This is a genomic window from Pseudomonas sp. (assembly GCF_050739935.1).
In the GTDB taxonomy this organism is placed as follows: Bacteria; Pseudomonadota; Gammaproteobacteria; order Pseudomonadales; family Pseudomonadaceae; genus Aquipseudomonas.
Genome location: NZ_JBOICF010000061.1, coordinates 1 through 25,867, shown reverse-complemented (window position 1 = coordinate 25,867; position 25,867 = coordinate 1). Strand labels below are relative to the sequence as shown.

At 58.0% G+C, this 25,867-nt stretch carries 24 protein-coding genes and 1 tRNA gene; 15 read left to right on the top strand and 10 right to left on the bottom strand.

Annotated elements, in window-relative coordinates; translation table 11 throughout:
* Positions 1 to 37: 37 nt before the first annotated feature.
* Positions 38 to 733 carry a TetR/AcrR family transcriptional regulator gene (locus ACRER8_RS11105; RefSeq protein WP_016253241.1) on the bottom strand — a complete coding sequence of 232 codons (696 nt, stop codon included), beginning with the start codon at positions 731 to 733 and terminating at the stop codon, positions 38 to 40.
* Between the two features lie 190 nt (positions 734 to 923).
* Between ACRER8_RS11105 and ACRER8_RS11100 the strand changes: the two genes are divergently transcribed.
* The 6 genes from ACRER8_RS11100 to ACRER8_RS11075 all read left to right on the top strand — a co-directional run bounded on the left by ACRER8_RS11100 (position 924) and on the right by ACRER8_RS11075 (position 7,843).
* Entirely contained in the window at positions 924 to 2,426 is a 1,503-nt protein-coding gene (locus ACRER8_RS11100; RefSeq protein WP_016253240.1) for an efflux transporter outer membrane subunit, read from the top strand.
* Positions 2,423 to 3,598, top strand: coding sequence for an HlyD family efflux transporter periplasmic adaptor subunit (locus ACRER8_RS11095; RefSeq protein ID WP_016253239.1), 1,176 nt, complete (start codon positions 2,423 to 2,425; stop codon positions 3,596 to 3,598). Before ACRER8_RS11100 ends, ACRER8_RS11095 begins: the two co-directional genes overlap by 4 nt.
* A gap of 5 nt (positions 3,599 to 3,603) precedes the next feature.
* The gene (locus ACRER8_RS11090) at positions 3,604 to 5,136 is read left to right on the top strand and encodes a DHA2 family efflux MFS transporter permease subunit (protein ID WP_016253238.1); all 1,533 of its coding nucleotides are present in this window, start codon (positions 3,604 to 3,606) and stop codon (positions 5,134 to 5,136) included.
* A 193-nt stretch (positions 5,137 to 5,329) separates the two neighbouring features.
* On the top strand, positions 5,330 to 5,830 hold the full coding sequence (locus ACRER8_RS11085; RefSeq protein ID WP_045952850.1) for a MarR family winged helix-turn-helix transcriptional regulator: 501 nt from the start codon (positions 5,330 to 5,332) through the stop codon (positions 5,828 to 5,830).
* Positions 5,831 to 5,911: 81 nt separating this feature from the next.
* Complete coding sequence (locus tag ACRER8_RS11080) at positions 5,912 to 6,823, top strand: LysR family transcriptional regulator (RefSeq protein ID WP_016253237.1); 912 nt, start codon at positions 5,912 to 5,914, stop codon at positions 6,821 to 6,823.
* A gap of 114 nt (positions 6,824 to 6,937) precedes the next feature.
* Positions 6,938 to 7,843: a LysR family transcriptional regulator gene (locus ACRER8_RS11075; protein WP_016253236.1), complete on the top strand. Its 906-nt coding sequence runs from the start codon at positions 6,938 to 6,940 to the stop codon at positions 7,841 to 7,843.
* On the opposite strand, the gene ACRER8_RS11070 is transcribed toward ACRER8_RS11075, so the two are convergent.
* Entirely contained in the window at positions 7,840 to 8,151 is a 312-nt protein-coding gene (locus ACRER8_RS11070) for a helix-turn-helix transcriptional regulator (RefSeq protein WP_031758919.1), read from the bottom strand. The two genes, ACRER8_RS11075 and ACRER8_RS11070, sit on opposite strands and share 4 nt — an antisense overlap.
* A 112-nt stretch (positions 8,152 to 8,263) precedes the next feature.
* Here ACRER8_RS11070 and ACRER8_RS11065 point away from each other — a divergent pair, with 112 nt between their 5' ends.
* A complete protein-coding gene (locus ACRER8_RS11065) occupies positions 8,264 to 8,905 on the top strand; it encodes a substrate-binding domain-containing protein (protein WP_071537416.1) in 642 nt (213 codons plus the stop codon).
* Here the strand turns inward: ACRER8_RS11065 and ACRER8_RS11060 are convergent.
* The 6 genes from ACRER8_RS11060 to ACRER8_RS11035 form a co-directional block, all read right to left on the bottom strand.
* On the bottom strand, positions 8,808 to 10,742 hold the full coding sequence (locus ACRER8_RS11060; protein WP_016253234.1) for a tyrosine-type recombinase/integrase: 1,935 nt from the start codon (positions 10,740 to 10,742) through the stop codon (positions 8,808 to 8,810). The two genes, ACRER8_RS11065 and ACRER8_RS11060, sit on opposite strands and share 98 nt — an antisense overlap.
* A 235-nt stretch (positions 10,743 to 10,977) precedes the next feature.
* Positions 10,978 to 11,053 (bottom strand) — tRNA-Gly (locus tag ACRER8_RS11055).
* 61 nt (positions 11,054 to 11,114) lie between these two features.
* Positions 11,115 to 11,675, bottom strand: coding sequence for a CDP-diacylglycerol--glycerol-3-phosphate 3-phosphatidyltransferase (gene pgsA / locus ACRER8_RS11050; RefSeq protein WP_404619614.1), 561 nt, complete (start codon positions 11,673 to 11,675; stop codon positions 11,115 to 11,117).
* Between the two features lie 32 nt (positions 11,676 to 11,707).
* Positions 11,708 to 13,531 (bottom strand): excinuclease ABC subunit UvrC, encoded by a 1,824-nt coding sequence (gene uvrC, locus ACRER8_RS11045; RefSeq protein ID WP_431746372.1) that lies wholly within the window; start codon positions 13,529 to 13,531, stop codon positions 11,708 to 11,710.
* A gap of 1 nt (position 13,532) precedes the next feature.
* Positions 13,533 to 14,177 carry a response regulator transcription factor GacA gene (gacA, locus tag ACRER8_RS11040; RefSeq protein WP_346830687.1) on the bottom strand — a complete coding sequence of 215 codons (645 nt, stop codon included), beginning with the start codon at positions 14,175 to 14,177 and terminating at the stop codon, positions 13,533 to 13,535.
* Between the two features lie 188 nt (positions 14,178 to 14,365).
* Complete coding sequence (locus tag ACRER8_RS11035; RefSeq protein WP_431746371.1) at positions 14,366 to 14,731, bottom strand: helix-turn-helix domain-containing protein; 366 nt, start codon at positions 14,729 to 14,731, stop codon at positions 14,366 to 14,368.
* Between the two features lie 82 nt (positions 14,732 to 14,813).
* On the opposite strand from ACRER8_RS11035, the gene ACRER8_RS11030 reads away from it, so the two are divergent.
* The gene (locus tag ACRER8_RS11030) at positions 14,814 to 15,044 is read left to right on the top strand and encodes a DNA-binding protein (protein WP_431746370.1); all 231 of its coding nucleotides are present in this window, start codon (positions 14,814 to 14,816) and stop codon (positions 15,042 to 15,044) included.
* Positions 15,045 to 15,164: 120 nt separating this feature from the next.
* Here ACRER8_RS11030 and ACRER8_RS11025 read toward each other — a convergent pair whose 3' ends face one another.
* Positions 15,165 to 15,617: a GNAT family N-acetyltransferase gene (locus ACRER8_RS11025; protein ID WP_431746369.1), complete on the bottom strand. Its 453-nt coding sequence runs from the start codon at positions 15,615 to 15,617 to the stop codon at positions 15,165 to 15,167.
* A gap of 818 nt (positions 15,618 to 16,435) precedes the next feature.
* Between ACRER8_RS11025 and ACRER8_RS11020 the strand changes: the two genes are divergently transcribed.
* On the top strand, positions 16,436 to 17,521 hold the full coding sequence (locus ACRER8_RS11020) for a 3-deoxy-7-phosphoheptulonate synthase (RefSeq protein ID WP_431746368.1): 1,086 nt from the start codon (positions 16,436 to 16,438) through the stop codon (positions 17,519 to 17,521).
* Between the two features lie 207 nt (positions 17,522 to 17,728).
* Here the strand turns inward: ACRER8_RS11020 and ACRER8_RS11015 are convergent, their stop codons facing one another.
* Positions 17,729 to 17,968, bottom strand: coding sequence for a hypothetical protein (locus tag ACRER8_RS11015; protein ID WP_431746367.1), 240 nt, complete (start codon positions 17,966 to 17,968; stop codon positions 17,729 to 17,731).
* Between the two features lie 134 nt (positions 17,969 to 18,102).
* Here ACRER8_RS11015 and ACRER8_RS11010 point away from each other — a divergent pair, with 134 nt between their 5' ends.
* From ACRER8_RS11010 to ACRER8_RS10985, 6 genes are all read left to right on the top strand, one after another.
* A complete protein-coding gene (locus ACRER8_RS11010; protein ID WP_431746366.1) occupies positions 18,103 to 18,384 on the top strand; it encodes a peptidylprolyl isomerase in 282 nt (93 codons plus the stop codon).
* Positions 18,385 to 18,711: 327 nt separating this feature from the next.
* Complete coding sequence (locus ACRER8_RS11005) at positions 18,712 to 20,580, top strand: extracellular solute-binding protein (RefSeq protein ID WP_431746365.1); 1,869 nt, start codon at positions 18,712 to 18,714, stop codon at positions 20,578 to 20,580.
* Positions 20,580 to 21,644 (top strand): microcin C ABC transporter permease YejB, encoded by a 1,065-nt coding sequence (locus ACRER8_RS11000; protein ID WP_431746364.1) that lies wholly within the window; start codon positions 20,580 to 20,582, stop codon positions 21,642 to 21,644. The genes ACRER8_RS11005 and ACRER8_RS11000 overlap by 1 nt, the downstream gene beginning before the upstream one ends.
* The gene (locus ACRER8_RS10995) at positions 21,644 to 22,666 is read left to right on the top strand and encodes an ABC transporter permease (RefSeq protein WP_431746363.1); all 1,023 of its coding nucleotides are present in this window, start codon (positions 21,644 to 21,646) and stop codon (positions 22,664 to 22,666) included. Before ACRER8_RS11000 ends, ACRER8_RS10995 begins: the two co-directional genes overlap by 1 nt.
* 1 nt (position 22,667) lies before the next feature.
* Entirely contained in the window at positions 22,668 to 24,251 is a 1,584-nt protein-coding gene (locus tag ACRER8_RS10990) for an ABC transporter ATP-binding protein (RefSeq protein ID WP_431746362.1), read from the top strand.
* A gap of 60 nt (positions 24,252 to 24,311) precedes the next feature.
* Positions 24,312 to 25,727: a sigma-54 interaction domain-containing protein gene (locus ACRER8_RS10985; protein WP_431746361.1), complete on the top strand. Its 1,416-nt coding sequence runs from the start codon at positions 24,312 to 24,314 to the stop codon at positions 25,725 to 25,727.
* The last annotated feature ends 140 nt before the right edge of the window (positions 25,728 to 25,867 follow it).

The window sequence follows — 25,867 nt, the reverse complement described above, 5'->3', positions numbered from 1 at the left end:
AGGTCTTGATTGGCATGAACGGAGCCCTGCGCGATCCTCAGGCATCGTCAGCGTGCCGATTGCCAGGCGCTCGCCTTTTTGTGGGAAAAGCGCGCAGAAACGCAATAACTGCATCTTTTGCCCACTGGTCACGTTGAACAGCGGATGCCTGCGCGTTCGGGTGCGTCAGGCACTGCATCTGGGCTTCCCCACGTACCATGTTCGCAAACAACGAGGCAGCGGAATCCAGGCCTATTCCGCCAAGTTCCAGCTCACCATTCGAGATGCCAATTTCTAGCCGCTGAGCGACGATTGCGTTGATCCTTGCGGGACCCGCTACATAGAAACGTCTCCCGAGCTCCGGAAGGCGGGGTGCTTCGGCCATAACCATGCGAAACAGCGCTAGTGCGTCGCTCGACAACACAATCTCAAGATACGCTCGTGCCATCGCAAGCAGAGTTTCCCCTAGGCGTTTTCCGGAAAACTGCGTTTCGTTGATTGTCTTTAAAAACCGCGCGCACTCCGCTTCAACGACGGCTACGAACAACGCCTCCTTGTTCGGATAGTACGCATACACCGTCGATTTGGAGACACCTGCAGCTTGCTGGATCATATCGGTAGTCGCGGCTGCGAAGCCGTTGGCCAGAAAAACGGCCCGGGCGCCAGCGAGAACCACCCGTGCCTTCTCAGACACTGCTGCGCCTTCTTTCGGGGCATCGTTAGGCGTCGAGGTTTTTGAGCGTACTGACGACATGGCATCTCTTCCATTGCTACTGATGTAAACCTGAACAATATCACATCGTCAGCATGAAACATACCGACCGGTTCGCTAAAGCAGTCGGGCTTGTAAGCTGAAAATAAGCGATTGATGCGTCAATCACTTGACTGTACCGAACCGATCGGTTTAGACTCGCTCATGTTTCTTTCTGACTGAAAGGCGGTCAATGATGCGGTGTCAGCAAGCCCCCTTCGGCGCAAGTCCTCCCGGCGGAGAAAGCGGAATCCGTCGGCGTTTGGTGGCTGCCGGAATACCGTTGCTTTGCGCGGCTCTAAGCTCGTGCGCGCTGGTGCCCGACGTCGGTCCTCCGCCGCAACCCACTCCGGCTTCCGAGTTAGCCTCGGAGCGAAGCTTTACCGCCCCAAAAGCTGATTGGCCAAGCGATCATTGGTGGAGCGAATTTGGCGACACTCAACTTGATAGCTTGATGGCCGAAGCCTTGGCCCATTCACCCTCGATGGCGCAGGCCGAGGCGCGCGTGCGCGAAGCGATGGCACGCGCCCAGATTGCTCGGTCGGCGCTCCTTCCAACGGTTGGTGCTGGCGCATCGGTTACTAAACAAAAGCTCAGCTACAACTACATCTTTCCCCAAACAGCGGTACCGCGCGGCTGGAACGACATGGGAGAGGTCACCCTCGATTTCAGTTGGGAACTGGACTTCTGGGGAAAGAACCGCGACGCCCTGCGTGCAGCGACGTCCGATGCGAAAGCAATGGAAGCGGATGCTGCCGCCGCGCGCCTACTACTGACCACAACGCTCGCGGGCGCCTACGTCCAGCTCCAGTATCTCTACGAGTATCGAGAAGTCGCCGCTTCAACGCTGCGCAACAGACAAGAATCCGCCCAGCTCATACAGCGGCGTGTAACGCAAGGCCTGAATGCCCGCACGGAGATCGAAGAATCTTCAGCCCGGGTTGACGCGGCCAAGGCCGCACTCACCGAAGCGAATGAGCGAATACAACTCGCGCAGAACGGCATCGCTGCCTTATTGGGAAGAGGTCCCGACCGGGGTTTGGAAATTACGCGACCGTCGATGTCGGCCCGACGCCGTGTGGGCCTTCCCGACTCGCTAAATGCAAATCTCCTCGGCAGGAACCCCGAGGTGGTCGCCGCACGCTGGCGTGTTGAATCCGCAGCTAAGCGCGTTGGCGTGGCCCGAGCCGAGTTTTATCCGAACGTCAATCTTATGGCATTCGTCGGCTTCCAGTCGTTGGGGCTCAACAACCTCTTCAATTCAGGTTCGGATGTCGGCAGCGTGGGACCGGCCATCAGTCTGCCCATATTTGAAGGCGGCAGGTTACGCGCCAACTACCGCGGTTCACGCGCTGAATACGATTTTGCCGTGGCTTCCTATAACGAGGCCTTGACTCAGGCGTTGCACGAGACCGCAGACGCCCTCCGCAGTCTCACTGCTCTCACCGATCGATCAGCGGCGACCGATTCGGCACTGAACCACAGCGAGGAGTCCTATCGCTTAGCGAAAGCGCGATATCAGGGGGGGATCGCCGACTATTTAACGGTGCTCACTACTGAGGATGCTTTGCTTCAGGCGCGACTTGCTGATGCGGCCATTCACGCCCGTGGCTATTCGCTCGATGTGGCGTTGGTCAAAGCCCTCGGTGGCGGATTCGAATCCCATTCAACATTTGAAGCAAAGGTAAACCCGTGAGCACTGAACACGACGAACCCCAGGAGCAGTCGCAATCCGCTGCCGATCCTGCCAAGAAGAAAAAGCGAAAGAAGATGCTCATTGCCTTTGGCGCTGCGCTACTCGTCGTTCTCGCTTGCTACTTCATTTGGTTGATTTTCTTCGCGGGCAAGACGGTAACAACCGATAACGCCTATACCGCCGTAGAGGTTGCACAGGTCACGCCGCTGGTCAGTGGCCCCGTAAAAGAGGTCAAGGTGGTCGATACCCAAGCGGTTCATGCCGGCGATGTCCTGGTCGTACTCGACGACACGGACGCCAAGATCGCCCTTGAGCAAGCAGAGGCCGATCTGGGACGGGCGCGCCGCCAGGTACGTCAGATCGTTGCCAATGACACCACTCTGGCCGGACAGATGGATCAGCGGGCGGCCGCCATACAGAGCGCACAGCACGAAGTGACCCGGGCGCGTTCAAGGTATGACAAGGCTGTTCTTGACGAAAAGCGGCGGCGCAACCTTGTTGAAGGCGGGGCCGTATCGGCACAGGACTTCACTGATTCGCAAGCCGAACTCCGAGAAGCAACGGCTGCTCTTGGACAAGCCGAAGCCAACCTGAAAGCGGCAGGCGCAGCGAGTGTTTCGGCCAAGGGGTCACGGCAAGCCAACGAGGCGCTGTTCTTGGACAGCACCGTGGAGACTAATCCGATCGTGGTGACTGCTAAGGCGCATGCGGACCAGGCACGCGTCAATCTTGATCGAACGGTATTGCGTGCACCTGTCGACGGCATCGTCACACAGCGCTCTGTCGATATCGGACAACAGGTCCAGGCAGGCATGCGATTGATGAACATTGTGCCCATCCAACAGATCTATGTAGACGCGAACTTCAAGGAAGGTCAACTACGGAATGTGAAGCCTGGACAGAAGGCACGCCTCACCGCTGATATTTACGGGGATGACGTGGAGTATGACGGCCGGGTTGAAGGATTTGCGGGCGGATCGGGTTCAGCGTTATCGGTGATCCCTGCTCAGAACGCAACCGGAAATTGGATCAAGGTCGTACAGCGCTTGCCTGTGCGGATCCGTCTCGATCCTGAGCAACTCAAGAAGCATCCGTTGCGCATCGGTTTGTCGATGGAGGTCTCCGTTGACCTGACGTCCTCGGGTGATCGTCAGGAACACGCGAAGGAGTAGCGCCTATGTCTTCGTCGGAGTTTTCGCCGCTCTCGGGCTTTAAACTGGCTTTTGCTGCGCTGGTGCTTTCATTGGGAAACTTCGTGGTGGTGCTGGATACCACCATCACCAATGTCGCAATGCCTACGATTTCAGGCTTCCTCGGCGTATCAACGACGGAAGGCACCTGGATTATCACGGCCTATGCCGTTGCGGAGGCGATTACGGTGCCGCTCACGGGTTGGCTCTCCCGGCAATTCGGTCAGGTAAAGGTCTTTATCGTATCCGTAGCGCTCTTCGTGTTGTTTTCCGTGTGCTGCGGCCTGTCATGGTCACTTCCTAGCCTCGTCCTCTTTCGAGTGTTGCAGGGCTTCGCGGGCGGTCCACTGATTCCCCTTTCAGCGACTCTGCTCCTGTCTGTTTTCCCCGAGAAGAAGTCAAACGTCGCATTAGCCCTGTGGGGCATGATGACGGTGGTGGCGCCGATCATCGGTCCGATCTTGGGCGGTTTGATTTCTGATAACTGGCGCTGGCAATGGGTGTTCTACATCAATATCGGATTCGGTCTATTGGTTGGGCTCGGAAGTTGGTGGGTATTGAAAGGACGCGAAACGAAGATTCAACGTTCTCGTCTGGACGGTGTCGGCCTAACTCTGCTCGTGGTGTTCGTGACAGCCTTCCAAGTGATGCTCGATAAAGGACGTGAGCTAGACTGGTTCTCGTCAAACGTCATTCTGACTTGCGCGATTGTGTCGGCGATTTCCCTTATCCTGTTCATCATATGGGAGTTGACAGATGAGCAGCCAGTTATTGATCTGAGCGTTTTGAAATCCCGCAACTGGGTGGTATCGACCATCACCCTTTGCCTGATGTACGGCATTTTTTTCGGCAACATCGTGCTAACCCCACTCTGGTTGCAGCAATGGATGGGATACACCGCGACATGGGCGGGCCTCGCAACCGCGCCAATGGGCATTCTTGCCGTAGTGACTTCTCCGCTCGTGGGCCGTCTTTTGCCCAAGGTCGATCCTCGGTTGCTCGTGACCTACGGCATGGGAGTGCTGGCGGCCTCCTTCGTTATGCGGGCGTTGATGACGTCTCAGGTCGACTTCATGTCGGTCGCGATTCCCATGTTCGTGCTGGGCGCTGGCATTCCAGCTTGCGTTATCACCCTAACTTCCCTGGGTGTCTCCGATCTACCCCCTGACCGTATCGCCGGCGGATCGGGATTGCAGAACTTCCTTCGCGTCCTGTGTATGGCCATTGGATCATCGCTGACCCAGACCTATTGGGAACACATGACCAAGTTTAACCGGGCAGAACTCGTCGCGGCTATTGATCCGTCCGCCCCAGCAGCAATGGGCTCACAGCTTACCCCTGCAGGCGTTCCGGCCGAGAGTGCGATCGCCATGTTCTCGCGATTAGTCGATAGCCAGGCAATCATGCTCGCGACCAACGACTTCTACCAGGAAGCGACGATTCTGATGCTCGCGTCCATTGGCGTCATTTGGTTGATCAAGCGCCCTAAAGGGCCGCTGCAAAAAGTCACGGGGCACTAGCCTCGTGATGACCCGTACTAATTGCGAGTGCCTGTCTGTGCACGCTTCATTAGCATGCACCGCCCTTTGGGGAGACGAACTAACAATCCGGCGAAATGGGCGTTAACCATTTTCGACGTAACCTGTTGAACTGCACGCGGTGGCATCAAAAGCAAGAACCGTCATAGCGTGAGGTACATACGAGGAGAGTCACATGCAACCGCCGCATGGAAAAGACACCGACTTCGATTTTCCTCATAGCCTTCTCCACGCCATGAGCCGAACAAACGTCGCTGTCTGGCAGTTTGTCACGCAAAGAACCTACGCGGTAGGAGGGATTACAGGCATGCAGGCAAGCGTACTACTGCTACTGATGTCTCGACACGCTACGACCCCGATGGATCTCGCAAGGGAATATAAACTGCATTCGAGTGCTGTTACGCGGCTGGTGGATCGCCTTGTTCGACTCGAACTGGTGCAAAGGCTCCCCAGCGAGCGTGACCGGAGGGTCATCTATCTCCAGATGACGCGCGAGGGAAAGAAAATTGCCACGCAGTTGCCTGCCATCTTTGGCGGCGCTTTTGAGTGCCTTCTCGACGGCATTGAAGAGCGTGACGCAGACACATTGCGACGATGCCTGAGGCACATTCTTCTCAATGCGCGTGCCGCAGAAGAATTGAGCTCTCCGCCTTTACATCAGGATCTCTATAGCTAACAGATGGTCGTTATCGAGCGGGGCCGGAAACTGTCGTTGGAACGAACCTCCGCAGAGGCCCTGCAAGCGAGGGTGAAAGATATGGAAGTCAATCTGAACGATCTGGCCATATTCGTTGAAGTGGTTCGCCGAAAGAGCTTCAGTCGCGCGGCCGATATATTGGACATCCCTTCATCGACGCTATCGCGCCGCGTTACTGAACTGGAACAGAACATCGGCATCCGACTTCTCAATCGAAGCACTCGGCGTCTCGGTCTCACCGAAGCGGGCGCCTTCTATTACGAGCATTGCCGACGCCTGGTCGAGGAACTGCGCGTGGCGCATGAACAGATAGTCGAAATGAATAGCTCGCTGAGCGGGTTGCTTCGAATCTCCTTGCCCGATGGTCTGGCACAGATGCTCCTCCCCACGGTGATGCGGGAATTCGGCAAGAGATTTCCTGGCATTGCGTGCGACTTCCATATGAGCAGTGAGATTGTCGATCCCATCTCAAACCACTTCGACTTGGCGCTGCGCTTTGGACACCAACCCGATTCCGAACTGGTTTCGCACCGCATCCTCATGTTGCCACGTGAACTCTATGCCGCGCCGAGTTACCTAGCCGAACATGGCGTACCGAATCAGCCGGAGGACTTGCCCCAACATGAATGTCTACGCATCAGCCCCGTGGAAGAGCACTCTGTATGGGAGTTACGAGATGGTGCCCAAACTCAGGCTATCAATGTCAGTGGAAGAATGTCCGCGAGCCATGCCGGGGCGCTGGTGCATCTGGCGGTTGCGGGTTTCGGGATTACTGCGATCCCCGTCTTCCATATGATGCGGAGCGCCGTGCAGGCGGCGGGTCTGGAGCGTGTGCTTCCTGGGTGGAGCTTGGTCTCGACGCCTCTCTATGCGCTACTACCGACCAATCACGTGCCCGCAAAGACGCGCGCTTTTTTGGGTTTAATCGAGCCTAAGCTGGTCGACGACATCGAATTAGTGTCTCGAATTTAGCAGAAATTGTCCTTGTTCAGAAATGTCTGCTCAGGTTGAAAGTAGAGTGCGGCCGCGTATGCCAGGCGCCGACTTCCTTACAACGTCGAATATTGCCGGGGTATATGCGGCCTGATGGAACTACGGCACCTGCGATGTTTTATTGTCTTAGCAGAAGAGCTGCATTTCGCTCGTGCGGCTGGGCGGCTGCACATTGAACAATCGCCGTTATCGCGGACTATCAAAGAACTGGAAGACCGGCTCGGGGTTCGTCTTTTTAATCGTGACCGCAGAGGAACTCACCTGACGCGGGCGGGCGAGGTTTTTCTACAGGACGTGCGTCGAGTCTTTCTTGCGCTTGATCAAGCGCAGGAGAGCGTCAAGGCAGCTGCCGCTGGTCACTTCGGCGTCCTTCGGGTTGCTATTTCCGATGGGATCGCCCAGCCCCGATTAGCTTCGCTGCTAGCGTCATGCCGTGCAGAAGAGCCGACAACTATTATTCGTTTGACCGAGGTATCTCTGGCCGAACAGCTACGCGGCCTTCGCGACGACACATTTGACATCGGCTTCGCGCGGACCGACGAGTGTGGCGACGACATCGTCTCTGTGCCGCTTTGGCAGGAGGCCCTCGTTGTCGCGGTACCTGCACGGCACCCGCTACTCGCGCACCCGGTCATTCCCATCAATGAATTGTTGTGCTACCCATTAGTGAGTTGCCACCCCGAAACGTGCGAAGGCTATCATCGCGGGGTCGAGCGAATCCTGCGCGCGTCTGACAAGGAACCAAACGTTGTCGAACGCGTGACGTCGCTGAGCATGCTGCTGACGCTGGTCGCAGCCGGTTATGGCGTTGGGTTCGCTACAGTGAGTCAGATCGACTCTTACTGTATCCCCGATGTCGTCACCCGGCCTCTATCCATGAAAAACCCGATGCTAACAACGTACCTATTACGGAAAGCGGGCGGCGACATTCCAGAGGCGTTGACCGCATTTATCGATCGGGCCATTCGAGATCTTAGCGATGGCACACTCAGTGACTAAAGAGGGTCCCCATCGTCTTTCAACTCTGCTCGACAGAGATTATTTTCCGTCGATTGGATCAGGGCTGTCACGGAGCGGTCCAACGCGGCCGCTATCTTGAACACGAGCGCCAGCGTCGGCAGATGCTCGCCACGCTCGATCTTGCCCATGTGGGACCGTTCTATTCCGGCCAGGCTCGCCAAAGCCTCCTGGGCAATCCCTCCCTCCAGCCGTGCATCGCGCACAGCTCGACCAAAGGCTCCCGCGATAGTGGGGTCATATGTAGTAGTGCCGGAAGGACGGCCTCGCTGAACGGTGCGCTTTTGCATAGCCAAAAGCGTGGAGGCCGGCGGAAATTTAAACCACGTTAAATTTAACTCTTGGTATGATTTAATTCTTCTTGGCTTAGGGCTGGCTAAATCCCCACACGAGGCTGCCTCGATGTCTACACTCTGCCGACCTCGGGCGGCGCTTGCGCTTGCGGTCACTACAGGAATCTCGTGCTCATCCTCCGCCGCTCTGCTCGCGTTGCATCGCAGCGAAGAGCCCGAGACAGGATTGTTGCTTCGAGAGGTTGACCCAGCAGGTTTGCATAGCACATTGGCGAACGGCAGCTGTGACATGGCGATCGCCTTTGACAACATGGCGGCGATGCACGGCTGGGACGCGGAGCCTTTGTGGCAGGAGGAGCTAGCCGTGGCATTACCCAAGCGCTCTGTGCTGGCAACGCGCGCCGAGATCACCATCGAATTATTGCGTACCCACCCTGTACAGCTATGGCCACCAGACGCTGATCGAGCGGTTGGCACGGAGCTTGTCAAAAAAGAGGACACTGTCGCCGACATGACGGCGATAGCGTCCTTCGAGCTTCTGGCATTGCTCGTGGCTGCAGGTTACTGCGTAGGTATCGCGCCCCTCCGACGCATCGAGCAGGCGCAAGCTTGGGGAATCGTCGCGCGCCCACTGGCAGGGAGACCGCTAGCACTTAGCACGTTGCTTCTTCGAGCGCCTCAGGCTGGCTCTCCAGCCGCCGAACGGTTCGCCGAACGGGCTCGCAGAATTGCTGCGTCTCGTCTGTCCTAATGTTCCCGAATTGCGTATTAGGCACGACGGCTTGCAATACTTTGCCCAGGTTGGTTGGTGTGATGACGTCGATCGCCGCACGGTTTCCCAGTTGGGGATGGGGCATGGTTAAAAGCCGATACAATTCCCAGGAATCGGCGTGTGGACACCGGTTCATGAGCACCTGAGCCAGCTTGTGTTTGAGCGGCACCAATTGCCAGTCGGGAACACGCTGCCCGCGGTTGCCCATGCTGACGGACAGCAGCTTCCCCGCTTTCAGTTCGCGGTTGATCTGGTCCTTGGATTTCCCGGCCAGTTTGCCGAACAGCGGGACCGGCAGATTGTTCGGCGACTCGTACATGGCCAGCATTTCCTCACGCTCCCGCTGGATTGCCGAGACTTCCGGTTCCGGGGCATGCGTCGGAGGCGGTGGCACCTGCGATAGCCGCTGGAACGTGATTCCGGCGTCACTCGGCGTCACGACGATGGGAGTGGCTATTACCGGCGGCATCGGGGGAATAGACGAAGTTGCAGTGATAGCGATAGGCCCGTCCTCTTCCGCCATGGCAGGCACGCCCTCAATATGGATGGTGAGGTGCGCACTGGCTGCTTCCACTCGGCCCTGTTCGAGCAGGTCGAGGCGGTCGGCCCAGTCCTGCATCATCCGGCGGCGAGGCTCCACGTACTTAGCGTGGTTGTATGCGGAACTTACCTTGTTCGGGTCAGAGTGCGAGAGCTGCGCGTCTACCCAAATCTTAGGGTAGCCGACCTCGTTGAGGGCGGTCGAGATGGTTCCGCGGATGCCGTGGCCGGTCAGTTGGTCTTCGTAGCCCATCCGCTTCAAGGCAGCGTTGAGGGTGTTTTCGCTGATGCGCTTCTTGAGTTCGCTGCGGTGAGTGAGCAGATGAATCTGGGCTGGCCTCATCACCTCCAGAAGGTAGCGCACGATCTCGATGGCCTGAAGGGACAGTGGCACGATGTAGGGCGGCACGTCCTGCGGGCGCTTGCCGGCCTTACGCATCTCGTCCTGAAGCTGCTTCACGATCTGCGGCGGGATGATCCACAGGCCACGGTCGAGGTCGAACTGTTCCGGGGTCGCCAGCCGCAGCTCGCCTGTGCGCACGCCGGTCAGGAGCAGCAATCGGATGCCGAGCTGGGTCTGCCAGCCGCGCGGGTTGTAGAGCCTGAGCTTCTGAAGGAATTCAGGAAGCTCTGGCAGATGCAGGTAAGGGTTGTGGGTGACCGGGGGCTTGGGCTCGGCCACCACGTCCAGGTCGGAGGCTGGATTTACTTCCAACCCCTCCACGATGACCAGGGCGTAGCGGAATAACTGGCCCAGCCAGGTGCGGACCTTCTCTGCGGTGGTGAATGCCTTGCGCCCCTCGATCTTCGCTAAGACCCCCAGGAGCTGGGGCCGGCGAATGTCGTAGATCGACATCTTCCCAAGGCTAGGCAGCACATCCTTCTCGAAGATCCGCTTAATCTGCGACAGCGTGCTGTTCCTGCCTTCCTTGAGTTCCTTGGCGCGGTGCTCCACCCAAGCATTGAAGACCGCTTTGAACGTGTAGTCCGAGGCCAGCTTGACCGCGTGCCGCTTCTGCTTGCGGTCGGTATGGGGGTTGATTCCTTGGGCCAGAAGTGCCCTGGCTTCGTCACGCAAGGTGCGTGCTTCGCGTAGTCCGATCTCGGGATAGTTGCCCAAAGAGATGCGCTTTTGCTTGCCGAGCCAGTAGTAGCGCAGGTGCCACGATTTGCCCCCGGTGGGAGTGACCACCAAGCCGAGGCCGTCGGTGTCGGGGATACTGTAGGCTTTCTCGGCGGCCTTGGCTTGTCGCACAGTTAGATCAGAGAGTGTCATCATCAAACTCCTAAGTCGTAAGTCATAAGACTTAGGCTCGATGCTGTTGCTCATCCCGATCCAACCCCAGCAACAACCCGGAACTGGCACCACCCGCATTCTCTGGCCTTAGTTTTGGCCTCAAAAACGGTGGCTGTCAGTGGATTTCCGTGGCTTTTGCTGGAATGAAAAAAGGAGCCGAAGCTCCTTTTTTCAACGACTTACAGACGCCAGTGGAAGTCTGTAGATCATAATTTGGAGCGGGAAACGAGACTCGAACTCGCGACCCCGACCTTGGCAAGGTCGTGCTCTACCAACTGAGCTATTCCCGCTTGGTGTGGGCGCCATTCTATAGATTCAAATGACCCCGTCAAGCCCTTGATTTAAAAAAACTTATTTTTCCTCTGTGGTCGTGCGCAGATGCGGCCAGGCCGCTCTGAGGTATTGCACCATCGACCAGAGGGTGAGCCCCGCCGCTATCATCAGCAGCACGTAACCCAATACGACCCAGAACGTGAACGCCGGCGGATTGGCCAGCAGGATAACCAGCGCGAGCATCTGCGCCGCTGTCTTCCACTTGCCCAGATTCGAAACCGCCACCTGAGCGCGCGCGCCCAGTTCGGCCATCCATTCGCGCAACGCCGAAATCACGATCTCACGGCCAATGATGACGGCTGCCGGCAAGGTCAGCCAGAAATTGGCGTGGGCCTGCACCAGCAGCACCAGCGCCACGGCGACCATGAGCTTGTCGGCCACCGGATCGAGAAAAGCGCCAAATGGCGTGCTCTGCTCCAGCCGACGGGCCAGATAGCCGTCCAGCCAGTCGGTCGCGGCCGCGAGGGCGAAGACCGAACTGGCAGCCATGTAGCTCCAGTAATAAGGCAGATAAAACAACAGAATGAAGATCGGAATCAGCAGGACACGTAATACGGTGATCAGATTAGGGATATTCATCGGCACAACTGGCTACGAGGTGAGCGGGCATTCTACTCGCTGTGCAGGCTCGCATAAATCGACTCTGCGAGCTTTTTACTGATTCCGGGTGCCTTGGCGATTTCTTCGATGCTGGCGCGGGACAATTCCTGCAGGCCACCGAAGTGCTTCAGCAGGTCACGACGCCGTGTCGGCCCCACGCCCGCCACGCCTTCGAGGGTCGATGTACGCCGCGTCTTGCCGCGGCGCGCGCGGTGCCCGGTGATTGCAAAGCGGTGCGCTTCGTCGCGGATCTGCTGAATCAGGTGCAGCGCTGGCGAATCGCCACGCAGCGTGAATTCATTGGCGGCGTCATTCAGATACAGCGTCTCGAAACCGGCCTTGCGCGTCGTACCCTTGGCCACACCCAGCAGGATCAGGTCGGGCACAGCCAGTTCATTCATGACGTCACGGGCCATGTTCAATTGCCCCTTGCCGCCGTCGACCAACAGAATATCCGGCAACTTGCCCTCGCCATCCTTGATCTTGCTGAAGCGTCGGGTCAGCGCCTGATGCATCGCTGCATAGTCGTCGCCCGCCGTCACACCTTCGATGTTGTAGCGGCGATAGTCGGACTTGATCGGCCCTTCGGGCCCGAATACCACGCACGACGCCACTGTCGCTTCGCCACTGGAGTGACTGATGTCGTAGCACTCCAGCCGCTGCGGTGGTTCATCCAGCTTGAGCACCTCGGCTAGCGCTTCGAAACGTGCCGCGACGTGTTGACGGTTGGCCAGCCGTGCCGCCAAAGCTTGTTCGGCGTTGGTCACGGCCAATTGCTGCCAGCGCGCCCGAGTTCCGCGCACCCGATGGCTGATGGTGACCTCCTTGCCACGGGAGGCATCGATGGCCTCGATCAGCGCGGGGAAGTCTTCGTTGACCACGTTGACGATCACTTCGCTCGGCAGCTCGCGTTCGCCGCCGCCGAGGAAATACTGCGCCAGAAACGCCGACATGACCTCGCCGACCTCCTCCTCGATGCCCACCTGAGGAAAGAAGTTCTTGCTGCCCAATACCCGCCCGCCACGCACGCTGATCAAATGCACACAGGCGCCGCCTGGGTTGACGAAGGCTGCGACCACATCAACGTCGCCACTGCCACCTTCCATGCTCTGTTGATCCTGGACCCGGCGCAGCAAGCCGATCTGGTCGCGCAACTCGGCGGCCTGCTCGAAATTGAGCGCCATCGCCGCCTTCTCCATGAGCATGTTCAGCTCATCGGTAAGGGCATTGCTTCGCCCTTCCAGAAACATCACCGAGTGACGCACGTCTTCGGCGTAAACCTGCGGTTCGACGAAGTTGACGCAGGGTGCCTTGCAGCGCTTGATCTGGTATTGCAGGCAAGGGCGGGTGCGATTCTTGTAGAAGCTGTCTTCGCACTGACGGACATGGAAAGTCTTTTGCAGGATGCTCAGGCTCTCACGTATCGCACCGGCACTCGGGTAAGGCCCAAAGTAGCGCCCCTTGGCCTTCTTGGCGCCGCGATGGATGCTCAGGCGCGGGAACTCGCCGTCGGACAAGTGCACGTAAGGGTAGGATTTGTCGTCCCGCAGCAAGATGTTATAGGGCGGTCGCGACTCCTTGATCAGCGTCTGTTCCAGCAACAACGCCTCGGTTTCATTGGCGGTGATGGTGGTTTCGATCTGAGAGATACGCGCTACCAGCGCCCCAGTCTTCGGCGCGTGGCCGGTTTTGCGGAAATAGCTGGCGAGGCGCTTTTTCAGGTTCTTGGCTTTGCCCACATAAAGAAGCCGCCCCTCGGTATCGAACATGCGATAAACACCGGGGCGGCCACTGCAGGTGGCAAGAAAGGCGCTGGGATCAAACGGCTGGGTCATTTCAGGCGCTGGCATCGACCATGCCGTGACGAACGGCCAGCAAGGCAAGCTCGACGTCACTGCCGATCGAAAGCTTCTCGAAGATGCGGTATCGGTAGGTATTCACGGTTTTAGGGGACAGGCAAAGTTTGTCGGAAATGGTTTGCACCTTCTGGCAACCGACGATCATCAGCGCGATCTGGATTTCGCGCTCGGACAAGAGATCGAACGGTGAATTGCTGGTTTGCGGTTGAAAGGACTTGAGCGCGAGCTGCTGGGCAATCTGCGGGCTGATATAGCGCTGACCGGCGAACACCAGGCGAATGGCCTGGACCATTTCAGTCAGGCCCGCCCCCTTGGTCATGTAGCCTGCAGCCCCCGCTTGCAGCAAGCGCGTGGGAAACGGATCCTCTTCACATACCGTCACCGCAACCACTTTAATATCAGGATGACTGCGCAACAGCTTGCGGGTGGCCTCAAGACCGCCGATGCCAGGCATCTTCACGTCCATCAGCACGACATCGGGTTTGAGCTCACGGGCTTTTTTCAACGATTCCTCGCCAGAGTCGGCCTGCCCGACCACCTGCAGACCGTCGATGTCGGCGAGCATGCGTGTGATACCTGTCCGAACCAGATCATGGTCATCGACAACCAGCACCCTAATCAAGCAGACACCTCACCAAACGATTCATGACGACAGCTCGTCACATTAGCAAAAAAGAAAGTGCAGAACCTAGCGAAGCAATGTTCGGCTGGCCGTGCCAGATGATCTACAACGATACCGACAAGCTATCATCATCGACCATGAAACTTGCAAAAAATCTTCAAACGCATGGAGGCAGGCGTAATGAAATGTCAGTCTTCTTCTGAAGTTAATCTCCTTTCCATCGCATAGGTCGCCTTATATTCTGCCAGCGTGGTCGTCAGCCGAAGAATGGCGTCCTGATCTTCTTTGACCAGCGTCCTGTAACTGCCCAGCACCCACTCTTCCACCTCGCTGAGATTATCAAGGGGTGCTGGCGTGCGTGAGCCGGTCAATACATAGAGCACATCAACACCCTTGGCAGCTACGGCCGCCAGATAGTTGGCCTTGGGCGTGCGGTCACCGCTTTCATATTTGCCTTGCGCATTGGGCTCGACACCACCAATTTCTCCAAACGCTCGTTGCGAAAGTCCCAAGCGTTCTCTTTCTTCCCTAAGTCGGGCACCAATTCCACTCATTTGAATGCGTAACCTTGTTGACCCCATCCTTACGAATGGTAGAATCCAGATAAATTTGAACAAACTTGAACGGTTTTGAACTATGCCCGGAATACGCAGCGCAGCACAAGCCAAGGCCTGGTTGGAACAACAAGGTAAATCTGTTCAAGAGTTTGCCCGGGAAAACAGCGTCGACCCGGCCACGACCTATCAGATTCTTTCCGGCCGAAAAAAAGGCCGACGAGGCGAATCACATAAAGTAGCGGTGCTATTAGGCATGAAAGTAGGCGTGATACCGGCGCCATCGACTAAGGCGGATACGTTGGGAAATTAGTTAGGCCCATATTTTTGTAGGACCTTTATGCAAAGTTGGCCTTAATTAAGCACAAATACACGCGCACCCGTTTTCAATCCGCAGCTGATCGGGGCAGGTTGCCTTTGCGGGCGCCAGACGTCACTGATTTACCACGCGCTCCATCCAGAACAGCGCAGCTTCTTCTCCTGCATGGAGATAGCCGAGCCTGGCATACAGCCCCACGGCCGGGTTGCTCTTGAACACCTTCAGCCGAACGCTTGCACACCCCCGCTCTGTGGCCATCTGCGCAACGCAGGTCATGACCCACTCCCCCACGCCTTCGCCGCGGTAAGCTTCGATCAACTGGACATCGCGCACATAAAGGTAGGCGCTTTCGATGGTCAATCCGAGAAAGCCGATTGCTCTGCCCGCCTGGACAACCAGATAGCTCTCGCGCCTCGGCCACTCTGCATCGAATGCTTCAGGCTGCCATACCAGACCATAACGAATGTAATACTCGCGCATGTTGACTCGGGTCAATTCACGGGCGAAGGCCAGATCCTCGTTGGTTGCGGGTTGCAATCGGAGTGGTTTGCCTTTGATCTTGGTCACGGTCGCCATCTACAACGCGACCGACTGCAGAGGACGCGGTACATTCGCCTCGACATTCCCCACCGCCAAGCGGGATTGGGCTACAGCGAACATCTGTGTGCTGGGTCTTTGAGTCATTCGCATTGCTGATCCTCCTGATCGCCCGTTACCTGGGCCTTCGACACCCGAATCATCACCGCGCCATTCTACTGTTGTGCAGAGGCTTGACCAGTCTTCCGGCCGTTTCGCCACCTTACAAACAGCGATCCATCGTCGCGATTGAAATTTCCAATTGAATAACCCCGCGTCCCTGAAGTAAGCTCGCCGACATTCCACGGAGACAGATCATGTTGCCTTCCATCCTTCAACAGCTTCAGCGCCCTGCCGACGTCTCACGTCCGGTAGCGGACATCGCTGCGTGGGATGCAACGACAATCTTGTCACCTGCTTCTTATTTTTATGGGTATTGGTTTAGCCACTGGCGCGCCTGATACCCAACCGGCGCCCACGAATCACGGGACGCCAACCAGAGATAACTCTACCCCCGGTCGGCCTCCCGACCGGGGGTTTTGTTTTTCTGGGCTGCCTAAAAACCAGCTGACGCTTCGTAAAAACCGACTAACGCTTCGAATTGAGGAACACCACATGAACTACAGCACCTATTACCGCAACGACATCGACTTTGCATGGCGATTTAGCAACCTCCGCTCGGGAGAGCCTGCCGCCTCCGATCGGTCACTGACAGGTGGCAAATCCACACACACAGCCCTTACGGCAAATTGTCGAACACCCCAGTAGGTCCGCGCGGGATATCGCCCGCCGGCCAGGAAGCCCTGATCATGAATTCGTCCGTCGTTGCAAAAAGCCTGTCTGACCTGTCGTCCAGTCCTGTGACCCTGATCGACAGCCACCCTGCCCCACAACGCCTGCCCAGCACCCTGGCGCTGAAAAACCAGTTACCGCTGAACGCCGCGCTAAGCGCACAAGTCGCAGCCCATCGCCAATCGGTGCGCGCCATTCTCAACGGTGAGGATTCCCGCCTGCTGGTGGTCGTCGGACCGTGCTCCATCCACGATCCTAAATCCGCGCTTGAATACGCCGAACGCCTGGCCGGCCTCTCCATCGAAGTCAGCGATCAGATGCTGCTGGTGATGCGCGCCTATGTCGAAAAGCCGCGGACCACGGTCGGCTGGAAGGGTCTGGCATACGACCCGCGCCTTGATGGCAGCGACGACATGGCCGCTGGCCTGACACTGTCACGCCATTTGATGCGCGAAATGATCAGCCTCGGTCTGCCGATTGCGACCGAGCTGCTGCAACCGATGGCTGCTGGCTACTTCGACGACCTGCTGAGCTGGGTTGCCATCGGCGCGCGGACCACCGAATCGCAGATTCACCGGGAGATGGCCAGCGGGTTGCAAATGCCGGTCGGCTTCAAGAACGGCACGGACGGCGGCGTTTCCGTGGCATGCGATGCAATCCGCTCGGCCTCCCATGGCCATCGCCACTTCGGCATTGATCGACATGGCCATCCGTCGATCATCGAAACACAAGGTAATCCAGACACCCATATCGTGCTGCGCGGCGGGCACGGCGGGCCGAATTACGATGAGACGAGCGTGGCCAAGGTCAATGCCAGTCTGAACAAGAACCGCATCGCCGCTCGCATCATGGTTGACTGCAGCCATGCCAATAGCGGCAAGGACCCATTGCGCCAGCCCCACGTATTCAACAATGTCCTGCAGCAGCGCCTGGCGGGTGACCGCAGCCTGATTGGGATGATGCTGGAAAGTCATCTGTTCGAAGGTTGCCAGCCCATGAGTGAATCACTGCGCTATGGCGTTTCGGTCACCGACGGCTGCCTGGGTTGGGATGGCACCGAGCGCTTGCTGCGTGGAGCAGTGGACAAACTGCGCTACAGGTAACAGGTGCACATGGGAAGCCGGCCAGGGTTCTGCGACCTGCTTCCCAGGCGCGTGTCGCCGTTGACAGCGCGCCACTCCCGACTTCTGGACTCAGGTCGTAGGAAACGCAGCAACGGCCGCTCAGACCTGTTCCCCGTTCTGCCCAACCCATCGATGGAAGCCCGAGCGCATGGACGGCGTGCACTATTATTCCTGGGGCAGTTGCATTCAGCGGTCGCCGCTCGACGACGAACAAAATACGTTGGACCCACTACACTTGGCGCTGCGCAGTTCGCCCTCCTTTTCGAGCGCGAAGCTGCCAACAACGATGGAATCGTCGGACGCTACAGCTCGCATCTGGGCAAGGTCATCCGCTCCGATTATCCCCTCGATCATTTGGCGACCGTGAATCAGACGACTGACACGGTGCGCAAAGATATCGACCCAGTGCAACTGTATGTCGAACATGCGGCCTTGTTGTTCAGAAAAGGCTTGTAGTACTCGACAGGATGAAGCCGCTCGGTTTGCGCGCTGGAACTTTCTCGGGAAAAGCGTCCCTTAATCCGGTAGGCTCTTTCCTTTTTTTGACAGGAGTACCCCACATGGCTAAAGCCACTGCCCGCCACATCCTTGTTTCCAGCGAAGAGAAATGCAACGAACTCAAAGCTCAGATCGAAGGTGGCGCTGATTTCGCCGAAGTAGCGAAATCCAACTCCAGTTGTCCTTCCAGCCGCCAGGGCGGTGATCTGGGATCCTTCGGACCAGGCCAAATGGTCAAGGAATTCGATTCCGTCGTGTTCAGCGCCCCAGTGAATGTCGTGCAAGGCCCAGTGAAAACCCAGTTCGGCTACCACCTGCTGGAAGTGACCAGCCGTCAGGACTGATCCTGCCGGATGCTCATCTCGAACGGCCCGCCCTGAAAAGCGGGCCGTTCGCATTTGCTGTACAGGAATGCGCCGCCGAACCGATTTCGGCAAAGAATTTGCTTCGCTTTGTCATGTTCACTGGCTTGCGGGCGCTTGAATGGCCCCGCAAGCTTCAACGTCAATACAGCGAGTCGGCAGCCACAGGTACTGTGCGGTTACAAAGATCACGGCGTTGCGGTACCTTGCCACCGGAGGTAACGAATAAAAACCACAGGACGGCAGCGATCGCTCGTCCATGACCTTCAACCCTGATGTTGCGCGACAACGTCAGTCAGGATTCGTGTAATGCGTTTTGTTTTTTCATCGCTGATCGTTGCCACACTGGTCCTTGTCTCAGGTTTTCAACCCCTGTCCGCCGCGCCTCAATACGCGTTGACTGTCTATGGCGAAGCTCCCCGCTATCCGGCAGATTTCAAACATTTCGACTACGTGAACCCGGATGCCCCAAAAGGCGGCAGCATGCGCCGGTCCGCACAGGAAATCGGTCAGTACGATCACATCATGCCGTACCTGGACAAGGGTACCGGCGTCGCCCAGGTCAATGGTCTGCTTTATTCGCCGCTGGCGGTGAAGTCACTGGATGAGCCCTACACCGTCTACGGCCTGATCGCCGAAAAAATGGAACGCGCCGCAGATGGTATGTCATTGCGCTTCTTCCTCAATCCAAAGGCGCGCTTCTCCGACGGCACGCCCATTACCGCCGAGGACGTACGCTTCACCTACAACCTGCTGATGACCCAGGGCAGCCTGTCGTACCGCACCGAATTTGGTGACGTACAAGGCGTCGAGGTCGAGTCGCCGACGCAGGTGCGTTTCGACTTCAAAAGCAATGAAAGCCGCACCCTGCCGCTGGACCTTGCGTCCCTGCCGGTGTTCCCCGAGCACTACTGGAAGGACAAGGATTTCACCAACGGCGGCGGTTTCGAGGTTCCGGTGGGCAGCGGCCCGTATCGCATCGGCAAGGTCGACCCGGGCCGCAGCATCACCTTCGAGCGTGATCCGAACTGGTGGGCCAAGGATTTGCCGGTGAACCGAGGCATGTACAACTTTGATCATTTCAGCGTCGAATACTTCGGTGATACCGACGTTGCCCGCCAAGTGCTGCGTGGCGGCGGTTACGACTACAACCGCGAGTACTCTGCCACCGGTTATTCCATCGGCTACGACAGTCCGGCGCTGACGGAGGGCCGCCTGCAGCGCGCGCACCTGGCCAAGGGGGCGGTGCAAAGCTCTCAGGGCTTTGTGTTCAATCTGGATCGGCCCAAATTCCAGGATCGCCGGGTGCGCCAGGCGCTGGCGATGCTCTGGGACTTCGAGTGGACCAACAAGCAGATGATGCGCAACGTCTATGTGCGCCAGAACAGTTACTTCTCCAATAGCGATCTGGCTGCCACGCAATTACCTACCGAGTCCGAGTTGAAAGTGCTGGAACCGTTGCGCGGCCAGGTCCCTCCTGAAGTTTTCACCACCGTATTCCAGACACCGAAAACCGATGGCACCGGCTTCATTCGCGACAAACAGCTGCAAGCGTTGGCGCTGCTGGAAGAGGCCGGCTGGATGCCCAGGGAAGACAAGCTGGTCAACGCCGCTGGCGAGCCTTTGAGCTTCACCTTTCTCAACGGCCAAAGCGGTTTCGAGAAGATCCTGCTGCCTTACAAACGCAATCTGGCGCAGATCGGCGTCGATTTCGAAATCCGTCGCATCGACTCGGCACAGTACCTGAACCGGGTAATGGCCCGCGACTACGACATGATCGTCACCGGCTACGGCGTATCGACCTCGCCGGGCATGGAGCTGTACAACAACTTCGGCTCAAAGGTCGCCAAGGATTCCGGTTCCAGCAATTACATGGTGCTGCGCGATCCTGCTGTCGACAGCCTGATCGACGGCCTGGCCAAGGCAGACACCAAACCCGCCATGATCGACTACGCACATGCGCTGGACCGCGTGCTGCAATGGGGCTTCTATTGGATTCCCAACTATTATCCGCCAGGCTCTTCCACAGTCTGGTGGAACCGCTTCGGCATTCCCAAGGTGCAGGCCAGCAACAGCGAAGCGATCGACACCTGGTGGGAGATCAGTCCGCAAGCGCTGACCACTGAGCAATTCGCCCAGCAACGGGGCGCCTCAGCCATTCCGTCGGAGGTGAAGTAATGCTCGGCTACTTGACGAGGCGTCTGCTGCTGATCGTTCCCACGCTGCTATGCATTCTTCTGGTGAACTTCTTTATCGTCCAGGCGGCGCCTGGCGGCCCGGTCGAACAGGCCATCGCCAAGCTGCAAGGCGTGGCTGGAGGCACCATCGGCGCTGGGCATACCGAAACCATGAACACCGGACAGTCCCGTGCCAGCCGTGGCCTGGACCCCAAGCTGATCAAGGAAATCGAACGCCAGTACGGCTTCGACAAACCGCTGCACGAGCGTCTGTGGCTGATGCTCAAGAACTACGCCAGCCTGGACTTCGGAAACAGCTTTTTCCGCGGCGCCAAAGTGACCGATTTGATTCTGCAGAAGATGCCAGTCTCCATATCCCTTGGCCTTTGGGCGACGCTGATCACCTATCTGGTGTCGATTCCCTTAGGCATTCGCAAGGCAGTCAAACACGGCAGTCATTTCGATATCTGGAGCAGCACGGCAATCATCATCGGTTACGCCATGCCGGCGTTTCTGTTCGCCATGCTGCTGGTGGTGCTGTTTGCCGGGGGGACTTCGCTGAGCTGGTTCCCGGTGCGCGGGCTGGTCTCGGAAAACTTCGATCAGATGACCACCCTGGGCAAGATCGCTGACTATTTCTGGCACCTGGTCCTGCCCGTCGCATCACTGGTGATCGGCGGCTTCGCAACACTGACCATTCTCACCAAGAATTCCTTCCTCAACGAGGTCACCCGCCAATACGTGATCACTGCACGCGCCAAGGGCTTGAGCGAACGCCAAGTGCTTTACGGCCACGTGTTCCGCAACGCGATGCTGTTAGTGGTGGCGGGCATTCCGCAGGCGTTCATCAGCGTGTTTTTCGCAGGCTCTTTGATGATCGAGGTGATCTTCTCCCTCGACGGTCTGGGCCGCATGAGTTACGAGGCCGCTGTGTCCCGCGATTATCCGGTAGTGTTCGGCTCGCTGTTTATCTTCACGCTGTTCGGGCTGCTGATAAAACTGGTCGGAGACATCTGCTACACCCTGGTTGACCCCCGAATCGACTTCAGCGCGAGGAATGCCTGATGCGCAGACTGTCGCCGGTGGCTCGCCGACGTTTCGAGCGTTTTCGTAACAACCGCCGCGGCTGGTGGTCTCTTTGGCTGTTTTGCGCCCTGTTCATCATCAGCCTGTGCGGCGAACTGATTGCCAACGACAAACCGCTGGTGCTCAGTTATCAACACGAGTTGTACTTTCCTGCCTTCAAACGCCACACCGAACAGGAATTCGGCGGTCAGTTGCCGTTCCAGCCCGATTATCGCAGCGACTACGTGCGCCAGTTGATCAGCAAAGGCGACGGCTGGATGCTGTTTGCGCCGATCCCGTTCAGCGATGACACACCTAACTACGACCTCAACAAGCCCGCACCCAGCCCGCCTTCAGCGATCAACTGGCTGGGCACCGACGATCAGGCGCGCGACGTGCTGGCCCGAGTCATCTTCGGCGCGCGGGTCTCGATCCTGTTCGCCTTGGCGTTGACCTTCATTAGCGCCTTGATCGGCATCGCTGCGGGTGCCTTGCAGGGCTACTACGGCGGTTGGGTCGACCTCATCGGTCAACGCTTGCTTGAAGTGTGGTCCGGCCTGCCGGTGCTGTATCTGCTGATCATCCTGTCGGGGTTCGTCGAGCCGAATTTCTGGTGGCTGCTGGGCATCATGGCGCTGTTCTCCTGGCTCGCCCTGGTCGATGTGGTGCGCGCCGAGTTCCTGCGCGGACGCAATCTGGAGTACGTGAAAGCGGCGCGAGCGTTAGGCCTGGATGACCGCAAAGTGATCCTGCGCCATATTCTGCCCAATGCGATGAACGCGACCCTGAGCTACTTGCCGTTCATTCTCACTGGCGCCATTTCGACCCTTACCGCACTGGATTTCCTGGGGTTCGGCATGCCCGCTGGCAGTGCGTCGCTGGGTGAACTGATCAGCCAGGGCAAGCAGAATCTGCAAGCGCCCTGGCTTGGCTTCACTGCATTCTTCACCCTGGCGCTGATTCTCTCGCTGTTGGTTTTCATTGGCGAGGCGCTGCGTGACGCCTTCGACCCGAGGTCCTGACATGTCCGAAAATCTCATTGAAATCCGCGACCTGTCGGTGTCCTTCAACGGCCATACAGTGGTCAAGAACATCAGCCTCGACATCCCGGCCGGTGAATGTCTGGCGTTAGTAGGCGAGTCGGGTTCCGGCAAGTCGGTGACGGCGCACTCCATTCTCCAATTGCTGCCTCAGTCCGGGACGGTCAGCACCGGCAGCATTCGCTATCGCGGCCAGGAGTTGCTGGGTGCCGACGGCAAGATGATGCGGCGCATTCGTGGCAACCAGATCGCGATGATTTTCCAGGAGCCGATGACCTCGCTGAACCCGCTGCACACGGTCTCCCGACAGATCGGCGAAACCCTGTTGCTGCACAAAGGTTTGAGCGGCAAGGCTGCACAGGCACGCATTCTCGAATTACTGGAGCTGGTCGGCATTCAATACCCCAAAAAGCGTCTGAAGGCCTACCCCCATGAATTGTCCGGCGGCCAGCGCCAGCGGGTGATGATTGCCATGGCGCTGGCCTGCGAGCCGGAGTTGCTGATCGCCGACGAGCCCACCACGGCGCTCGATGTCACCGTGCAACGCAAGATTCTTTTTCTGCTCAAGGAGTTGCAGCAACGTCTGAACATGTCACTGCTGCTGATCAGCCATGACCTCAATCTGGTGCACAGCATCGCGCAGAAGGTCTGCGTGATGCGTGCAGGTGAGATCGTCGAGCAGTCCAACTGCCATACCCTGTTCAAGCATCCGCAACATCCTTACAGCCAATTGCTGCTGGACGCTGAACCCGCTGGCGAACCGTTGCCCCGCGATACCCGTGAGAAAGTCCTCGAAGTCGAAAACCTGCGCGTCTGGTTCTCGCTGGGGGGTGGCATCTTCAATCGCCATCAGGAATACCTCAAGGCCGTCGATGACATCAGTCTGAGCATCGAGCTCGGAAAGACGCTGGGCATTGTCGGCGAGTCCGGCTCGGGAAAATCGACACTTGGTCAGGCAATTCTGCGCTTGCTGGAATCACGTGGCAGTATCCGCTTCAAGGGGCACGCACTTGATAGCCTGAACCAGAAGCAGATGCGTCCCTGGCGCAAGCAGATGCAAGTGGTGTTTCAGGACCCTTACGGCAGTCTCAGCCCGCGCATGTCGGTGGCGCAGATCATCAGCGAGGGCCTGGAAGTGCACAGCGAACTGGACAAAGTACGCTGCGAAGCCGAAGTGATTCGTGTAATGGAGGAAGTCGGCATCGATCCATTGAGCCGGCATCGGTATCCCCATGAGTTTTCCGGCGGGCAACGGCAACGCATCGCCATCGCCCGTGCTCTGGTGCTCAAACCTGCCTTGATTTTGCTCGATGAACCCACCTCGGCACTGGATCGCACAGTGCAGAAACAGGTGGTGGCGCTGTTGCGTCAACTGCAGGAGAAGCACGGTCTGACCTATCTGTTCATTAGCCACGATCTGGCGGTCGTAAAGGCCCTCGCCCATGATCTGATCGTGGTCAAGGACGGCAAGGTTGTCGAACGCGGCGCGAGCCACGATGTATTCGACGCGCCTCAGCATCCCTACACCCGGGAATTGCTGGCGGCGGCGCACCCAGGCTTCAATTGAAAAACACCACAACCAGCAGTCTGGGCGGCCAGATGCCGGACGGAAACTTCGGAACAGTGCATGAAAGACAGTGACAGCCTCAAGGATTACCGACGCGTTCGGCGCTTAGCGATCCGTTCGTTGTTCGAAATCATCGAGCAGTCCAGTGAAGGTACTGTGATCGTGGACAAGGATGCACGGATCGTCTGGATCAACGAGCGCTACTCCCGGCGCTTTGGTCTGGACGATCCCGGTCGGGCCGTGGGCCAGCCCTGTGAGAAAGTCATTCCGGGCAGTCTGATGCGTCAGGTCGCCAGCAATGGTCAGCCCATCCTGCTGGACATGATGGATACCGCCAAAGATCCGCTGGTGGTCATGCGCCTGCCAATCCATGACGACAGCGGAGGGGTGATCGGGGCGATTGGCTTTGCCCTGTTCGACGAGCTGCACGCCCTGTCACCGCTGCTCAAGCGTTATCTAAGCATGCAGCAGGAACTGGCCTCGACCCGCTCGCTGCTGCGCGCACGGCAGGCCAAATACAGTTTCGCGCACTTCATCGGCACCAGCGCGGCGAGTCTCGAAGTCAAGCGTCGTGCCCGGCGCAGTGCCAGCAGCGAGTCGGCGGTTTTGCTGCTGGGCGAGACCGGCACTGGCAAGGAGCTGCTCGCCCACGCCATTCACAACACTTCGCCCAGAGCGCACAAGCCCTTTGTCAGCATCAACAGTGCGGCAATCCCTGAAACGCTGCTGGAGGCCGAGTTCTTCGGCACGGTGCCGGGCGCGTTCACCGGCGCGGATCGACGCGGTCGACAGGGCAAGTTGTATCTGGCCGAAGGCGGCACGCTGTTTCTCGACGAGATCGGCGACATGCCGCTGCCCTTGCAGAGCAAATTGCTCAGAGTGTTGCAGGAAAAGGAATACGAGCCTGTAGGCTCCAACAAGATGATCAAGAGCAACGTCAGGCTGATTGCGGCGACATCCAAGGATCTCGAAGCTGCGATCAAACGTGGCGAATTTCGTGCCGATCTGTATTACCGCTTGAGCGTTCTACCGATCGAAGTCCCGCCCCTGCGCGAGCGGCTGGATGATCTGCCGGCACTCAGTGAAGCGATTCTGGAAGACCTGCATAGCCAGCATGAACTCGAACCCGGCGCCATGGCGATGCTGGGGCGACATGCCTGGCCGGGCAACGTCCGCGAATTGCGTAACGTGCTGGAACGGGCGGCACTGCTCAGTGACGACCTGCAACTGAGCGCTGAGGAGATACGCGCGGCCATCGGTACGTTGATGGCGCCAGCAGGTGGTGCAATGACCCGGACGGAGCCCGCGAAAGAGGAAACCTACAGCGAAGCCCGCGAGCGCTTCGATCGAGCGTTGATTCAGGCGAAACTGGCGCAATGTCAGGGCAATGTGATGCTGGCGGCACGTCAGTTGGGGTTGGGTCGTTCGACGCTCTATAAAAAGATGGCAGCGTTGGGGATTGCCGAGTCTCGTTAAAGAGACAGCAATCCACAAAAGGAGACTAAGAAGTTTTTCAATGATTACACCAAGACTTGACTGAGATCGCGCGCCCTGTAGGAGCCGGCTTGCTGGCGAATGCGGACGATCAGCCGACAATTTCCATTGCTGACCCACCG

Coding starts and splice junctions, on each gene's coding strand:
- ACRER8_RS11105 (WP_016253241.1), bottom strand. CDS start 733: ATGTCGTCAGTACGCTCAAAAACCTCGACGCCTAACGATGCCCCGAAA.
- ACRER8_RS11100 (WP_016253240.1), top strand. CDS start 924: ATGATGCGGTGTCAGCAAGCCCCCTTCGGCGCAAGTCCTCCCGGCGGA.
- ACRER8_RS11090 (WP_016253238.1), top strand. CDS start 3,604: ATGTCTTCGTCGGAGTTTTCGCCGCTCTCGGGCTTTAAACTGGCTTTT.
- ACRER8_RS11085 (WP_045952850.1), top strand. CDS start 5,330: ATGCAACCGCCGCATGGAAAAGACACCGACTTCGATTTTCCTCATAGC.
- ACRER8_RS11080 (WP_016253237.1), top strand. CDS start 5,912: ATGGAAGTCAATCTGAACGATCTGGCCATATTCGTTGAAGTGGTTCGC.
- ACRER8_RS11075 (WP_016253236.1), top strand. CDS start 6,938: ATGGAACTACGGCACCTGCGATGTTTTATTGTCTTAGCAGAAGAGCTG.
- ACRER8_RS11070 (WP_031758919.1), bottom strand. CDS start 8,151: ATGCAAAAGCGCACCGTTCAGCGAGGCCGTCCTTCCGGCACTACTACA.
- ACRER8_RS11065 (WP_071537416.1), top strand. CDS start 8,264: ATGTCTACACTCTGCCGACCTCGGGCGGCGCTTGCGCTTGCGGTCACT.
- ACRER8_RS11060 (WP_016253234.1), bottom strand. CDS start 10,742: ATGACACTCTCTGATCTAACTGTGCGACAAGCCAAGGCCGCCGAGAAA.
- pgsA (WP_404619614.1), bottom strand. CDS start 11,675: ATGAATATCCCTAATCTGATCACCGTATTACGTGTCCTGCTGATTCCG.
- uvrC (WP_431746372.1), bottom strand. CDS start 13,531: ATGACCCAGCCGTTTGATCCCAGCGCCTTTCTTGCCACCTGCAGTGGC.
- ACRER8_RS11035 (WP_431746371.1), bottom strand. CDS start 14,731: ATGAGTGGAATTGGTGCCCGACTTAGGGAAGAAAGAGAACGCTTGGGA.
- ACRER8_RS11030 (WP_431746370.1), top strand. CDS start 14,814: ATGCCCGGAATACGCAGCGCAGCACAAGCCAAGGCCTGGTTGGAACAA.
- ACRER8_RS11020 (WP_431746368.1), top strand. CDS start 16,436: ATGAATTCGTCCGTCGTTGCAAAAAGCCTGTCTGACCTGTCGTCCAGT.
- ACRER8_RS11015 (WP_431746367.1), bottom strand. CDS start 17,968: ATGTTCGACATACAGTTGCACTGGGTCGATATCTTTGCGCACCGTGTC.
- ACRER8_RS11010 (WP_431746366.1), top strand. CDS start 18,103: ATGGCTAAAGCCACTGCCCGCCACATCCTTGTTTCCAGCGAAGAGAAA.
- ACRER8_RS11005 (WP_431746365.1), top strand. CDS start 18,712: ATGCGTTTTGTTTTTTCATCGCTGATCGTTGCCACACTGGTCCTTGTC.
- ACRER8_RS11000 (WP_431746364.1), top strand. CDS start 20,580: ATGCTCGGCTACTTGACGAGGCGTCTGCTGCTGATCGTTCCCACGCTG.
- ACRER8_RS10995 (WP_431746363.1), top strand. CDS start 21,644: ATGCGCAGACTGTCGCCGGTGGCTCGCCGACGTTTCGAGCGTTTTCGT.
- ACRER8_RS10990 (WP_431746362.1), top strand. CDS start 22,668: ATGTCCGAAAATCTCATTGAAATCCGCGACCTGTCGGTGTCCTTCAAC.
- ACRER8_RS10985 (WP_431746361.1), top strand. CDS start 24,312: ATGAAAGACAGTGACAGCCTCAAGGATTACCGACGCGTTCGGCGCTTA.